At 63.9% G+C, this 13675-nt stretch carries 13 protein-coding genes; 4 read left to right on the forward strand and 9 right to left on the reverse strand.

The annotated features are described in order from the left end of the window. Nucleotide 1: 1 nt before the first annotated feature. Nucleotides 2-1255 (reverse strand): 3-isopropylmalate dehydratase large subunit, encoded by a 1254-nt coding sequence (locus HL657_RS05195; protein ID WP_317295768.1) that lies wholly within the window; start codon nt 1253-1255, stop codon nt 2-4. Nucleotides 1256-1401: 146 nt separating this feature from the next. Between HL657_RS05195 and mutS the strand changes: the two genes are divergently transcribed. From mutS to HL657_RS05210, 3 genes are all read left to right on the forward strand, one after another. After that, nucleotides 1402-4023: a DNA mismatch repair protein MutS gene (gene mutS / locus HL657_RS05200; RefSeq protein WP_317295769.1), complete on the forward strand. Its 2622-nt coding sequence runs from the start codon at nt 1402-1404 to the stop codon at nt 4021-4023. Further along, on the forward strand, nt 4020-5774 hold the full coding sequence (gene mutL / locus HL657_RS05205; RefSeq protein ID WP_317295770.1) for a DNA mismatch repair endonuclease MutL: 1755 nt from the start codon (nt 4020-4022) through the stop codon (nt 5772-5774). Before mutS ends, mutL begins: the two co-directional genes overlap by 4 nt. A 177-nt stretch (nt 5775-5951) precedes the next feature. Then, nucleotides 5952-6116 carry a hypothetical protein gene (locus HL657_RS05210; RefSeq protein WP_317295771.1) on the forward strand — a complete coding sequence of 55 codons (165 nt, stop codon included), beginning with the start codon at nt 5952-5954 and terminating at the stop codon, nt 6114-6116. 147 nt (nt 6117-6263) lie between these two features. Here the strand turns inward: HL657_RS05210 and HL657_RS05215 are convergent, their stop codons facing one another. The 3 genes from HL657_RS05215 to HL657_RS05225 form a co-directional block, all read right to left on the reverse strand. Continuing rightward, a complete protein-coding gene (locus tag HL657_RS05215; RefSeq protein ID WP_317295772.1) occupies nt 6264-6839 on the reverse strand; it encodes a PsbP-related protein in 576 nt (191 codons plus the stop codon). 136 nt (nt 6840-6975) lie between these two features. After that, the gene (locus HL657_RS05220) at nt 6976-7842 is read right to left on the reverse strand and encodes a S16 family serine protease (RefSeq protein ID WP_317295773.1); all 867 of its coding nucleotides are present in this window, start codon (nt 7840-7842) and stop codon (nt 6976-6978) included. 242 nt (nt 7843-8084) lie between these two features. After that, on the reverse strand, nt 8085-8882 hold the full coding sequence (locus HL657_RS05225) for a methyltransferase domain-containing protein (protein ID WP_317295774.1): 798 nt from the start codon (nt 8880-8882) through the stop codon (nt 8085-8087). A gap of 252 nt (nt 8883-9134) precedes the next feature. Between HL657_RS05225 and HL657_RS05230 the strand changes: the two genes are divergently transcribed. Further along, nucleotides 9135-10955, forward strand: coding sequence for a C45 family peptidase (locus HL657_RS05230; RefSeq protein WP_317295775.1), 1821 nt, complete (start codon nt 9135-9137; stop codon nt 10953-10955). A 134-nt stretch (nt 10956-11089) separates the two neighbouring features. On the opposite strand, the gene HL657_RS05235 is transcribed toward HL657_RS05230, so the two are convergent. From HL657_RS05235 to HL657_RS05255, 5 genes are read right to left on the reverse strand one after another with little or no spacing between them, the layout of a single operon-like run. Continuing rightward, entirely contained in the window at nt 11090-11656 is a 567-nt protein-coding gene (locus tag HL657_RS05235; protein WP_317295776.1) for a HemK2/MTQ2 family protein methyltransferase, read from the reverse strand. Nucleotides 11657-11658: 2 nt separating this feature from the next. Then, nucleotides 11659-12432, reverse strand: coding sequence for a 16S rRNA (adenine(1518)-N(6)/adenine(1519)-N(6))-dimethyltransferase RsmA (rsmA, locus tag HL657_RS05240; RefSeq protein WP_317295777.1), 774 nt, complete (start codon nt 12430-12432; stop codon nt 11659-11661). Beyond that, nucleotides 12429-12992, reverse strand: a complete 564-nt coding sequence (locus HL657_RS05245) for a DUF655 domain-containing protein (RefSeq protein ID WP_317295778.1) — start codon at nt 12990-12992, stop codon at nt 12429-12431. The genes rsmA and HL657_RS05245 overlap by 4 nt, the downstream gene beginning before the upstream one ends. Nucleotides 12993-13009: 17 nt before the next feature. Next, nucleotides 13010-13360: an RNA polymerase Rpb4 family protein gene (locus HL657_RS05250; RefSeq protein WP_317295779.1), complete on the reverse strand. Its 351-nt coding sequence runs from the start codon at nt 13358-13360 to the stop codon at nt 13010-13012. Nucleotides 13361-13381: 21 nt separating this feature from the next. Continuing rightward, complete coding sequence (locus tag HL657_RS05255) at nt 13382-13675, reverse strand: 50S ribosomal protein L21e (protein ID WP_214019624.1); 294 nt, start codon at nt 13673-13675, stop codon at nt 13382-13384.

The following is a 13675-nucleotide window of genomic DNA, read 5'->3' on the forward strand; positions in this document are numbered from 1 at the left end:
TTCACACCTCCCTCGGGTCGGTTATCTCCCCGTAGAGGGCGCTCGCAGCTGCCGTCGCCGGCGAGGAGAGGTAGACCAACGCCTGCGCGCTCCCCTGCCTGCCCCGGAAGTTCCGGTTCGAGGTCGAGAGCGAGACCTCGCCGGGAGCGAGGAGCCCGAACGCCCCGCCCATGCAGGGACCGCAGCAGGGGGCTTCCACAAGGGCCCCTGCCTCGACGAACCGCTCGATCAGTCCCGCCCGGAGGGCCTTGAGGTACTCGGTCCGCGAGGCCGGGATGACGATCACCCTTACACCGTCGGCGAAGCGATCGGCGTTACCGAGCACCTCCGCAGCCTCGAAGAGGTCTTCATAGCGGCCGTTCGTGCAGGAGCCGATGAAGATCTGGTCTACCTTCGTCCCGGCGACGTCTCCGACATCCACGACGTTGTCGACGTTATGGGGGACGGCGACCTGCGGGGCGAGGTCGGTGACGTCGTAGTGCCGGCGCTCCCGATAGGCCGCGTCCGGATCGCCGGCAAGGTCGAACGGTTCGATATCGCGGCGGGCGGTCACGTAGTCCCAGGTGGCTGCATCGGGCTGGACGATTCCCGCCTTTGCCCCCATCTCGATCGCCATGTTCGCGCAGGTCATCCGGCCCGCCATGTTCATCTCGCGCATCGCCCGGCCAGTGAACTCGAGCGCCATGTAGGTCGCCCCGTCGGCGCCGATATCGCCGGCGAGGGAGAGGATCAGGTCTTTCGCCCCGACCCTCCGGCCGAACGCGCCCTCGACCTCGACGAGAATGCTCTCGGGCACCCGGAAGTAGAGCGCCCCGAACTTCAGCACGAACCCCATATCGGTCGAACCGATGCCGGTCGCAAACGCCCCCGCCGCGCCGTAGGTGCAGGTGTGGGAGTCGGTCCCGACGATGATCTCGCCCGGAGCCGCCCGCCCCTTCTCCATCACGACCTGGTGGCATACGCCTTCGAGGAGGTCGTAGTTGTGGATCCCCTGCTCATCCGCAAACCGCCGCATGAAGACATGGTTCTCGGCAGCCGGTATCGAGTCGGCGGGGACCTGGTGGTCGAAGAGCATAATGATCCGTTCGGGATCATAGACGCGCTCTCCACCCATCTCGCGAAAGACCCGAACCGCCAGGGGACCGGTGATGTCGTGGATCATCGCTGCATCCACGGGTGCCATCACAACCTCTCCCGCGCGGACAGCCCTGCCGCACTGTTGAGAAAATATCTTTTCTGCGATAGTCGCCGACATACAGTATCGTGTTCCTGGTACGCGTTCCGGACGTATGTAGTTTGCCGGAGGCCGCCGGAGTGGTGCAGCAAATCTGAGCCCTTTCCGGCCGTTTCCCCGGGACAGTACCCTTATGTGACTTTATGCGGATTCTATAAGGAGAAGCGATGACCGACGGACCGACCCCGGCCATGCGGCAGTACTATGCAGCGAAGGCCCGATACCCCGATGCCGTCCTCTTCTTTCGGATGGGGGACTTCTACGAGACCTTCGGCGAGGACGCCGGCGTGGTGGCCCGGGAACTCGACATCACCCTGACGGCCCGGGGCAGGGATAAGAACGGCGACCGGATGCCGCTCGCGGGCGTTCCCCACCACGCCGCCGACGGCTACATCGCCCGCCTGGTGAACAAGGGCTACAAGGTGGTGATCTGCGACCAGGTGGAAGATCCGAAGACCGCAAAAGGCGTGGTGAAGCGGGACGTCACCAGGGTGATCACCCCGGGAACCCTGATCGACTCCTCGATGCTCGCCTCGGCCGGCGCCCACTACCTGATGGCGGTCGCTCCCGACCGGAAAGAGACTTTCGGGCTCGCGTTCCTGGACGTCTCCACCGGCGAGTTCTTCGTCTCCGCGGGGAGCGGCGGGCGCGACTATGCCGATATCGTCTCGGAGGCCGTGAGATACCGGCCGATGGAGGTGATCGTCCCCGAAAGCCTCGGCGACGGGCTCCCCGGCCGTCTCGAAGCCCTCGGGGTGACGGTGAGCCGCTACCGTGACGACGCTTTCGAGAGTGACGCGGCATACGAGCGGCTCTGCGGGCAGTTCGGGACGGCAACGCTCGACGGCTACGGGTGCGCGGGAATACCGGGGGCAATCGCCGCGGCCGGAGCGGCGCTCCGCTACGCCCAGGATACACAGCAGTCGCCCCTCTCCCACATCTCGGGGCTCTCGACACGGGTTCCGTCGGGGAACATGGCGCTCGACGCAATCACCCTGCGGAACCTGGAGATCACCGCGGGCATCCGGGGGGAGGGCGACGCAAACACCCTTCTTGCCGCGCTCGACGCCACGGAGACGTCGATGGGGAGCCGGACGATGCGGTCGTTCCTGATCGCTCCTCTGCTCGGGAAAGGCGCTATCGAGGCACGGCTCGATGCGGTGGAGTGGTTCTTCGACCACGCGCTTGAGAGGCAGGCACTTCGTGCGACGCTCGACGACTTCGTCGATATCGAGCGGATAGCGGGAAGGATCGCCTACGGGAACGCCGGGCCGAGGGATCTCGCGACGCTCCGGGAGTCTCTTTGCGCCATCCCGGACGTAAAGGCACTCATCCCTGCCGACGCACCCGTGCGGGTCCGCAAGGTCCTCGATACCATGAGCGACCACGCCCGGGTTACGGACCTCATCGGCCGGGCGATCGTGGACGACCCCCCGGCACGTGCGCTGGCCGGCGGGATGATTCGCGAGGGGTTCAACGCCAAACTCGACGAACTCCGGCACCTTGCGACGACCGGGAAGGACTGGATCGCGGAGTTCCAGCAGCAGGAGCGGGAGAGGACCGGGATCAAGTCGCTCAAGGTAGGCTACAACCGGGTCTTCGGCTACTACATCGAGGTGACGAAACCGAACCTGCACCTGGTGCCGCCGGAGTATGAGCGGCGGCAGACAACCGCGAACGGCGAACGCTACACGATCCCCGACCTCCGGGAGAAGGAAGCGATGATCGCGAACGCCGAAGACCGACTTACCGCCCTCGAGGCGGAGATCTACGCCGAACTCGTCCGGACGCTCGCAGCGGAGGTCGCCGGCCTCCAGGCGACCGCCCGGGCGGTGGGGCTGCTCGACGTCTATGCGGCGCTCGCCGAGGTCGCCGCCCGCTACAGCTACACCCGCCCGGTGATCGAGGAAAGCGGCCGGACCGTCATCCGCGACGGCCGCCACCCGGTAGTGGAGCGGCACCTCCCGGTGCCGTTCGTTCCGAACGACACGGAACTTGATTCCGCCGGCGACCAGATCATGATCATCACAGGGGCGAACATGGCAGGCAAATCCACCTATATGCGGGCGGTGGCGCTCTGCTGCATCATGGCCCAGATGGGGAGTTTCGTCCCGGCCCGGCACGCCACCGTCGGGATTGTGGACAGAGTCTTCACCCGGGTGGGGGCGTTCGACGACCTCGCCTCCGGCCAGTCCACGTTCATGGTCGAGATGCTGGAACTCGCGAATATCCTGAATAACGCGACGCCGCAGAGCCTTATTGTCCTCGACGAGATCGGGCGGGGGACGAGCACGCTTGACGGGTGCTCGATTGCCCGGGCGGTGGTGGAGTTCCTGCACGGGAAAGCGGTCGCCGGTCCCCGGACACTCTTTGCGACCCACTTCCACGACCTGATCGACCTCGAAGGGACGCTCAAGCGGGTGAAGAACTTCCACTTCGCCGTGAAGGACACCGGGCAGGACGTCGTCTTCCTCCGTAAGATCATCCCCGGCGCGACCGACAGGAGTTACGGCGTCCACGTCGCCCACCTTGCAGGCATCCCGAAGAAGGTGACCGACCGTGCGATGGAGCTCCTGAAGGAGGCGTCGACGCGGGAGTTTCCGGCCGGGGTGCGGGCTCCCCGCTACACCCAGATGCTCCTCGTCGACCCCGGTGAGGGGGTCGTGGAGGAGAATCCGGCAGTCGAAGAACTCAAAGGCCTGAATCCCAACGAGATGACTCCGATCGAGGCGTTGAATACCCTCTGCAGGCTCCAGAGGATTGCAAACGGCAGGGACGCCGAACGATGACGAAGATACGGGTCCTCGACCCCGATACCGTGAACCAGATCGCCGCCGGCGAGGTCGTGGAGCGGCCCGCGTCGGTGGTGAAGGAGCTCCTGGAGAACGCGATCGACGCGGGCTCGACGAGCATTCTGGTCGATGTCGCATCGGATATGGCCGGGATCACGAAGATCCGGGTAACCGACAACGGCGAGGGCATGACCGGGGAGGAGGCGGCTCTCGCGTTTACCCCCCACGCGACGAGCAAGATCCGGGATATTGCCGATCTCTGTGCCGTCCGCACCCTCGGGTTCCGGGGGGAGGCGCTCGCGAGCATCGCCGCCGTCGCAGAGGTGACCCTGGTCACCCGCCCGCGGGGAGGGGGAGCGCTCGCCGGGACGCGGCTGGTGGTCAGGGGCGGCGAGATCGTGGAGAAGAACGAGGTCGGGGCCCCGGAGGGGACGACGATCGCGGTGGAACGCCTCTTCTACAACACCCCCGCCCGCCGGAAGTTCTTAAAGAGCAGGAACACCGAACTCGCCCACGTCTACGGGGCCGTGGAGAACCTGGCCCTCGCCCACGGCGAGGTCGCCTTCCGGGTGGTGCACAATGGGAAAGAACGGGTGGCAACCCAGCGATCGGAAGGGCTCTTAAACACCATCGCAGGCCTCTACGGCGCAGAACTCGCCCGCTCGCTCGTCCCGGTCGAGGGAAGGCTTCCGTTCCTCCGTATCGGCGGCTACATCTCCCGGCCATCGGAGAGCCGGGGGAGCCCCTCGCAGATCTCCGTCAGTATCAACGGCAGAAGCATTGCCTCACGCCAGATCGCCGCCGCCGTGCGGGAGGGCTACGGCACCCTCCTCCCAAAGGACAGATACCCGGTGGCGTTCATCGAACTTTCGATCGACACCGGCCTCGTGGACGTCAACGTCCACCCGACCAAACGGGAGGTCCGCCTCTCCCGGGAGCGGGAGATCACAGGAGCGATCGCGGCCGCCGTCGAGGAAGCTCTCGCCGGGCACGACCTCGCACGCGAAGCGCCGGCCGAGCCGGTGCAGCAGCAGATCGCGGTGCAGGAGCCCGAACCGATACCGGCCCCGGCGGCCGGCGAGCCCGGAGCGCCCTACACAGCCGGCCACCGGGAACTCACCCTCTCTGATAAGCAGCTCCGCCGGACGGAGACGGAAGGCGGCGAGAACCTCCTCCCCGCAATGGAGCCGATCGGGCAGGTGGCAGCGACCTACATCGTGGCGGAGGGGGCCGACGGCACCCTCTACCTCATCGACCAGCACGCGGCCCACGAGCGGATCCTCTACGACCAGGTCGTCGAACAGCGTGACGCGGCGTCCGGGTCGCAGGAGTTGATCATGCCCGTCGTCCTCTCGCTCCCCCCGAAGGAGTCGGCCGCGCTCCGGGACGCGCTCCCTCTCCTCGCGGACGGCGGGTTCGTGGTAGAGGAGTTCGGCCGGGATACCTTCGCCGTCCGGGCGGTGCCCGCCGCCCTCGGCGCGGTCGAGGATCCCGGGACTGTCCGGGAGGCGATCGCAGACCTCCTCGCCGACGAAGCGCGAACCGCTCCCGACCGGCGGGAAGCGGTCACCTGCATCGTCGCGTGCCGTGGGGCGGTGAAAGCCGGCGCCCATCTCACGCACGATCAGCAGAAGCGCCTCCTCGCGCAACTCGCCCGTACAAAGACCCCCTGGACGTGCCCGCACGGGAGGCCGACGGTAGTAGCGTTCGACAAACGGAAACTTGACAGGATGTTCAGGCGGGGGTGACCGGATCCGACGCCCTCTGCCGTAAATACGGAAAATAAACAACTTTTTTTGAAATTCGTCAAAGATTATTGGCACTCCGGGCAAAATCCCGTATCATAATGGATTTATGCTCGGGAGATCAGAACGGCTATATGTCACAGCGGGACTCACCCGTTGCAGACGAAAGGATTGAACCACGTGACACTACTCCAGCAGATTCGCCTCTGGATGAAGACCCGGAGTGGAGAGACGCAGTATCACGATTGTGAAAACGACCCGATTATCGAACCCTACTTCGATATCTCCCCCGAAGCGACCCTCTCTCCAGATATCACCGATATTCCGCTGGAAGAGATCAGGTGACGGGGAACCTCCCCCAAACGTCCTGCCGAACGAATCACCTCTAACTCCAAATCTCTTACTAACCATCCCTTTTTTTCGGGAAACCACCTCCGCCGGAACGAAGCACTGCGGGACAGAGAACCGGTTTTGCGGGCGCCTAAAAAAAGGTCAGAGGAACCGGAACGACTCCGCCACCGGGGCCGCGTCGGCGTTGTAGATATCATACTCCGGAGGGAAGACCGTGTGCATGACCGAGTAGGTGACGTTGTCCCTGACGGCGTACCGGATGACGAAGGTGTAGCGGTCTTCCTCGACGATAGGGGCGGAGAAGACCGACTCGTATGCCGGGACCCCGTCAAGGGAGGTGTTCGTCGTGGAGACCCATTCGGCATCGATGCCGGCGCGGAGATCTTCTATGTAGGTCGCGTTCAGGGCCTCAAGGACCTCTTTTTCGTCGGCGTTCTCATTCAGCGGGATTGCGTTCACCCGGACCTCCTCGTGCTTAACCGGTGAGGAGAACCATACGCTCTCGCCGGACTCGGTGTAGAACCACCCCTCCGGGTAGGTGACAGCATAGCCGTAGGTGGTGTTGACGTACGTGCCGTTCCCGGAGACAGGCACCGGGGTGGGGGTAAGGCCGGGATCGGGTGGCTGCGGCGAGAAGAGCCCCGGCAGCAGAACCGCCCCGACAACGGCCAGAGCAACCACAAGAACCCCGGCGATCAACAGTCTCTCTGATCTCATGCTATCCGGACACTTGGCCCGGGAGAGAATAAATACCCTTCAGTCGGGTCCTGCTGACGGCCGGGATCAGCCCTTTCAACCGTGGCTTCGGAGCATTTTTTCCGACAGGCGCCTCCCCCACGGCGGTCGTCCGTCGTCAGGAAGCCCCGGCGGCCTCAGATACGGGGGCACGAAGATCGGCAAGCAGGTCGTCGATGGTATCCACATACTTCACCCGGATGCCGAGGTACTTCTCGATATAATCTTTTGCGTCCACGACGACCGGCCGTTGCCGCGCTATTCGCAGTCCGCCGAACGAACGGACCTCCTCCCGGTAATCAAACACCTGGTTGTTCTCGTCAGAGAGGATCAGGAGCGTTTTGCCGCTCCCTGCGGCGGCCTCGGCCTTCTCGAGGATTCCTCCGACCGGGCCGATACTCCCGTTCTCATCGATGGTTCCCGTCACGGTCACGCTCTCGTTGAGCGGAAAGTCCTCCAGCACGGAGAGAAGCAGCGCGGTCATCAGTGCCCCCGCACTGGGGCCGTCGATCTCGGAGACCTCCTCCGGCCCCTGGATGCTGAAGATGATGTCGCTCCTCGTGAGGTTCACACGGGAATGGTCGGCGGCGACAACGACCGCAAGGTTTGCAGCATCCTGAAAGGCTATCCCCATCAGGGGCGTCGTCTGGACAAGCACCCTTCCTTTCCCGGGCACGACTTCGACCGAGACGTTCACCATCGCCCCCTCTTCGGTCACCTCCTCGTAGAGAAGCGGGCCGCCCCGATCGACCTCGACCGTCTGGATGATGACCGGCACCTGCAGCGAGGCAGCACTCCCATTCCCTGCCCCCCTCACCAGAGAGAGCGGGATCAAGGTCGGCGTCGGGAGGGGGTCGGCTACCTCCGGTTTGGAGAGGGCCGGGGAGATCTCGTCTTCCGGCACGAGAACGACAGCCAGGAGAGAGACGTTCGCAACAAGCGATAAAACGAGCAGGATCGTCAGGGTCTTCTCCCGTATGCGCATACGCTGCCCGAATACCATGTGTCCGGATATATAACTTTCCGGTGCGCGATGGCTCGTTAGAGCCGGAGCGGGAGCACCGCCAGGTGCGACTCGCGACTGGCGTGAGCATCACGAGCGGCAGGAGCGTGAGAAAACGCGAAGCGTTTTCGAATGCGACGGGCCGAAGGGTGCGAGGGGCCGGGGCAACCTTCCTGATCCCCGTCACTACCCCCGGATGACGTTCTTCAACCCGCCTACCCGGGTCAGGGCTCCGGCTCTTTGACCGCCTCCACCTCGAGGCGCACCATGGGGACGTGGATCCGGCCGTCGGGCGAGGGGAACCTCTCCACGTACCGGCTCACCACCCCGGCGATGAACGCCGGCCGGGCCTCTTCGGGCAGCCGGTCGAGGTAGAGGTGCCAGGTGGTTCGGATCCACCCGGCGAGACTGTCAATCTGGTCGAATGCCATGTCTTTCCCGATCAACTCGACCCGCAGGGGCGTGAGCCCTGTCGCTTCCAGGAGTTCACGCTCCTCCTCGGCGCCGTAGAAGGCGTAACAGGGGGCCGGACCGTCGAAGAGCCTCGTCCACGGATCCTCCGCGAGCGTCTCGTCCGCGATCGCGACGATCGGCGCGGCGTTGCCTCTCCCGCCCATCTGGAGGAGGACCCTTCCCCCCGGCCGGAGAGCGCAGGCGATACCCTGAAAGACCCTGCCGTGGTCGGCGACCCAGTGCAGGGCAGCGTTCGAGAAGACGACGTCGAACTCTTCATCGAACGGCAGGTCGAGCATGTCCCCCTCAATGAGGCGGAGATTCGGATACTGCTCCGGTGGGAAGCGCTCCCGGGCGAAGGCGATCATGTCGCGGGATACGTCAAGGCCGAGTACCGAGCCGGAGGGGAGGCGGGCTGCAATCTCCGCGGTCACCTTCCCCTCGCCGCATCCGAGATCGAGCACCCGCTCATCGCCGGCAAGCGCGAGCTTTGCTATCAGTTCATGCGCCCAGGTCTGCTGGGCGGCGGAGTGCCGGTGGTAGTCGCCCGGGTTCCACGCGTGTGCCATGATGTTCACCTCCGTGCTGTCTGCACGTTCTCCCGGTGAGAGGTATCGCCTCCACCCGTCATCATACCTTCGGCAACGGGCCGTCCCGGCAGGTCCTGCAGGCCGTCACGCTCCGCCCCCTCACTCTTGAACCATCCAGGACCTAAAAAACCGATAACCGGCAAATTTCACCAGGATTCTCGCGTTTCGGCACGTATCGTACACAGGAACACTTCAATACGATTTTATCCTCCTCCGTTGGAAGAAAAAATAATGAACCGGGTACCAGAGCGCTCTCTGCGCACATACCTGCCCGTGTGCGTCCTCGGCGTGGTGATCCTCCTCATCGCCGCTGCAGGCTGCACGAACGTCACCACCCCGACAGGTGGAGATTTCATCTCCGGGAGTGTGGCGGGGGATTACGCGGGAGGAACAATCTACGTTGCGGCGATCGACGCCGCGGCGTATACGGCATCGGATATCAGGGTTATGGAGACCGGGGAGCATCCCGAGCGCTCGCAGTACGTCAGCGGCTTTGCCGCGCTCGATGCGCCGGGCGATTACGTCATCTCCGGACTCGCCCCGGGCAACTACACCGTCTACGCCTGGGCGGATACGGATGATGACGGCCGGATCGACCACCTCGATTACCGCGACCCGACCGGATGGTACTGCACGCCGTCGCACCTTACCCCCGTCGGGGTCGCCGTTACACCGGGGAACGCCGCGACCGGGATCGATGTAACCCTCATCGCCCCGACGCCCTACCCCGACGATGATCGGGAGATCGCCGTCGGCAGCGGCGGCGGAAGGCTCGCCGTCATGAAAGGCTGCCATGTCCTCCAGGTATGGGGAACGCCGGAGGAGAGGGCGTATGCCTACGGCTACCTCTGCGGCCCGCAAATCCGGGACTGGATCGACTACGTCCTGATCGAGTCGTTTATGCAGTCGCCCGCCGACTACGAGGACCTCTTCATCCCCTACATAGAGGAGCATATGGCACCGGCAAACCCGACGTATATGGCCGAACTCGACGCCATGCTCGCCGGGATGAACGCAGGCGGCACGGATCTCTACCTCCCGTCGGTCTCGCGGAACCTCACCCGCTACGACCTCCTCGCGGAGAACACGTATGACTTCATGCTCTACTACAAACTCTACGGCCTCTACATGGGCGACCTCGGCATCAACCGCACCACAACAGGCGACGCCGGCGTCTCGCCGCACCTCTGCACGAGCGCGATCGCCTGGGGCAACCTGACGGAGAACGACGAGCTCGCCGGCGGGATCATCCACGGCAAGAACATGGACGGTGAGAACGACCTGCGGAAGGTCACGGTCAACAGCCTGCTCGTCATCGCGACCGACCCGGGTCCGGGCGCGAAACGCACGGTCGGGATAGACTGGCCCGGGTTCATCGGGACGTTCAACGGCATGAACGAGGACGGCCTTGTGCTCGTGCCCCACTCGTCGCCGTCGATCCCGGACTGGAACGCGACCGATCTCATGCCCACCACCTTCCTCTACAGGAATACGCTCCAGAGCGAGAGCGACGTTGCCGGGGCGTGGGCCTACTGGGAGAAGGTGAACGGGACCAGGACCGGCGGGAACAACGCAGGGGTCTCGGCACCCTACGGGAGCGGGACGGGAAGCGTCCCGGCGGCTTTCGAGACGGACTCCTACGGCGGCGCGGTGCGAGGACCGGGCGTCGTCGAGCCGAACGACTGCCTCTTGATCGCGAACAACTACTACCTCTACCGGGGCGCCCATCCCCCCGCCGTCGAGCGGGTGGACGGCTACCACGCCGAAGTCAGGCCCGAGGACTACCGCTACCAGAACATGCTCGCCCTCCTCGACGGCTACCGGAAGGAGGAGAGAACCATCGGCACGCCCGAGATGATCGCGCTCATGCAGTCGGCGTCCGTCTCGGAGGAGTACCAGGGCACCACCGAGTACACCTTCATCGCGTACCCGGACGCGGGTGCGTTCGCCGTTGCAAAAGAGGATCTCGCGGCAGGGATTTTAGATGCACCGTTCGCGGAGTTCGCGCACTTTGAGTTTGAGGAGGTGTTCGAGCGGCCCTCGACGGTGTGACCGAAAGAACTCGCCACTCTTTTTTCATCAAAACACGCAAGAAAACCGCAGATGCCGTTTTGCGAATTATTTTCCGGCCGAGGATCCAGGCGGCAGGCGGCGCCGTGCGACACTCGAACCCGCTACCCGGAAAATCACGCCCCCATCCGGCAGAGGTCCCGCGCCGCCCGGAGCACGTAGAGCCGCTCCCCCTCGAGTGCCTCCTCATCGACGACGAACGAGACGAACCCCGCACGGGCGAAGAGGTCCCGGACTTCGTCGAGATCCGTCAGCGACGAGACCAGGAGCAGAATCCTTCCGAAGGGCGCGAGCACTCTCCCGGCATCCGCGACGAACCGTTCTATCACTACCCTTCCTGTCGGCCCGCCGTCGAGGGCGTACTCCAGCCAGTCATCCATCCGCTCATCGGGAGCCGTCGGGAGGTAGGGGGGGTTGAAGAGGATGAGGTCGAACGGGCCGGAGACACCCGAAAAGAGGTCCGTCCTGATCGCCGCTACCCCGCGGCCGCGGGCGCACGCCACCGCATGAGGGTTGATGTCGGTCGCGACCACCGCCGCCGCCCGGCCGAGAAGCCCGGCCGCGACGTAGCCGCTCCCGGTCCCGACCTCCAGCACCCGGTCGGTCGGCCGGACCTCGGCAAGTGCCGCCCGGAGAAGGAGGTATGAGTCCTCAGCGGGCGGGTAGACCTGGTCGGGAAGCATCCCTAACTCCCGCTCATCGTGTTCGCGATCAGCGCGAACTCCTCGAGCGTCAGGTCTTCGGGCCGGCGCTGCAGGAGGTCGTCGGGCAGCCCCGCGATCGTCCGCTCGATCGCCTGGGCGGGAAATGTGTCCTTACCGCTCCGAAGGCCCTTCCGGACGGTCTTTCTCCGATGGGAGAAGAGCACCCGGACGACGTCCGCGTAGACCTCACGATCCGCGATCGGGTACGGCGGCTCGTGCGGCGTGATCCGGACCACCCAGGACCGGACCTGTGGTCTCGGCCGGAATGAGGAGGGCGAGAGATCAAGCAGCGGCTTTACGGAGGCGTAGGTCTGCACCATCACCGAGAGCCGCCCGACGTTCGGCGTTCCCGGCGGCGCGACCATCCGCCGGGCAAACTCCTTCTGGTACATCAGGACCGCAACCTCAAACCCGATCGCAAGCAGCCGGAACGTTAACTTCGAAGAGACAGAATAGGGGAGGTTCGCGACGACGATATCGAACGGCGGGATATCCACCCTCTTCGCGTCGCCCCTGATGATCTCGAGACGGCCCTCCTCGATCTCGTCGGCAAAGGCGATCTCGAGCTCCTCCACGAGAGCCGGATCGATCTCTACCGCAATGACGTTCGCACCCCTGTCAAGGAGGGCGCGGGTGAGGATCCCTTCGCCGGGACCGATCTCGAGCACCTTCCGGCCGGAAACATCGACAAAACCGGCAATCTTCTCGACGGCCCTTCGGTCGACGAGAAAGTGCTGATCCTTCGGAGCACTCATCTCGATGTGAAGACGTGATACTTCTCGTCCGGATCTTCAATCTCGCGCAGGATCCGGCTGACGACCATCCTGTCCGGGTGCGGGAGCGACTTGATCCGCCCGGAGATGTCGGCGAAACTCTCGAACGGCTTCTTACCGCGCTGCTCGATGATCTCCCACAGCAGTTTCTTCCCGATGCCGGGAAGCAGGTGCAGCATGTGGAACTTCGGCGTAATGGGTACGGACTTGTTGAAGAAGTCGACGAACCGCAGCTCGTTCTCGCGGACGATCTGCTCGACCACGAACGGCAGTTCGAGCTTCGCGGTCGCCGTCAGGTCTTCGTAGCCGATCCGCCGCTTGACACGTTCGACCTTCTCCCGCTCCGCATCGCCGATATAGACGCGGTCGTAGATCTGGATGTCCGCACCCGGTTTCGGGACGAGCTCGAGCAGTTTGAACTGGTCCACCCCGACTGCCTGGACAACCGGTTCGCGCTTGTAAGTAGGACGCTGGTCGCTAACGTATCCCATAGGGAGGATATCAATAACTACAGCGTTCTCCTCTTTCTTTTCGGTCTTCATTGGCACCACCCCTTCAATCAGAAGTGGGTCATTACCAGGTCAAGTATCTCGTCCAGCTCTTCCGTCGTGAGATTGAACCGTTCTTTGGCGTAGATGGCCCGAAGTTCGTCCCGGGTTCGCGGCATAAGGTTCGCAATGCGATAGGCAATCTCTTCCTTCATCTTCTCGAGTTTTATGAGCTCGTCGACAAGGGCGCGAGCCCTCTCGGAAGATGCCTTTGAGAGATGATTGGCATGCTCGATACTCTTACGAAGTTCGTATGACATCTCCTCTTCTGACTCAAGCCGGGCTGCCTCCACGGAAAGGAGGGTGTCGCGCAGCTCGGGAAGCAGCATCCGCTCTTCGCTAACGATCCGTTTTACTTTCATGCCAATCACTACTGCTGAGGGTTATACTTTCTGCGCTTTTAGATGTTGCGGTCTCGCAATCACCTGTTTTATTGTCTCTCCATCCCTGACTTCGAGCACCCATGCGCGTCCGCGCTGCCCGATGACCGTGCCGGTCTTCCCATGGAACCTCCGGTGGGGCATGCCCTTCTGGACACTCGGCTCGACCACGACGTGTACCCTCTGCCCGATCTCGAAGTTCTGAATCACTGAGGTGACCGGGGGGATACCGCGTTTTCTGAGGTCCTTCTTGAACTTATACCGCGTCTTCTTGCGTGGTCCATTGTGATGTGCCAT

This window comes from Methanoculleus nereidis (assembly GCF_032944295.1).
Taxonomy (GTDB): domain Archaea; phylum Halobacteriota; class Methanomicrobia; order Methanomicrobiales; family Methanoculleaceae; genus Methanoculleus; species Methanoculleus nereidis.

Coding starts and splice junctions, on each gene's coding strand:
- HL657_RS05195 (WP_317295768.1), bottom strand. CDS start 1,255: ATGTCGGCGACTATCGCAGAAAAGATATTTTCTCAACAGTGCGGCAGG.
- HL657_RS05255 (WP_214019624.1), bottom strand. CDS start 13,675: ATGGCACATCACAATGGACCACGCAAGAAGACGCGGTATAAGTTCAAG.
- HL657_RS05235 (WP_317295776.1), bottom strand. CDS start 11,656: ATGCTTCCCGACCAGGTCTACCCGCCCGCTGAGGACTCATACCTCCTT.
- HL657_RS05250 (WP_317295779.1), bottom strand. CDS start 13,360: ATGAAAGTAAAACGGATCGTTAGCGAAGAGCGGATGCTGCTTCCCGAG.
- HL657_RS05230 (WP_317295775.1), top strand. CDS start 9,135: ATGAACCGGGTACCAGAGCGCTCTCTGCGCACATACCTGCCCGTGTGC.
- HL657_RS05220 (WP_317295773.1), bottom strand. CDS start 7,842: ATGCGCATACGGGAGAAGACCCTGACGATCCTGCTCGTTTTATCGCTT.
- HL657_RS05215 (WP_317295772.1), bottom strand. CDS start 6,839: ATGAGATCAGAGAGACTGTTGATCGCCGGGGTTCTTGTGGTTGCTCTG.
- mutL (WP_317295770.1), top strand. CDS start 4,020: ATGACGAAGATACGGGTCCTCGACCCCGATACCGTGAACCAGATCGCC.
- HL657_RS05245 (WP_317295778.1), bottom strand. CDS start 12,992: ATGAAGACCGAAAAGAAAGAGGAGAACGCTGTAGTTATTGATATCCTC.
- rsmA (WP_317295777.1), bottom strand. CDS start 12,432: ATGAGTGCTCCGAAGGATCAGCACTTTCTCGTCGACCGAAGGGCCGTC.
- HL657_RS05225 (WP_317295774.1), bottom strand. CDS start 8,882: ATGGCACACGCGTGGAACCCGGGCGACTACCACCGGCACTCCGCCGCC.
- mutS (WP_317295769.1), top strand. CDS start 1,402: ATGACCGACGGACCGACCCCGGCCATGCGGCAGTACTATGCAGCGAAG.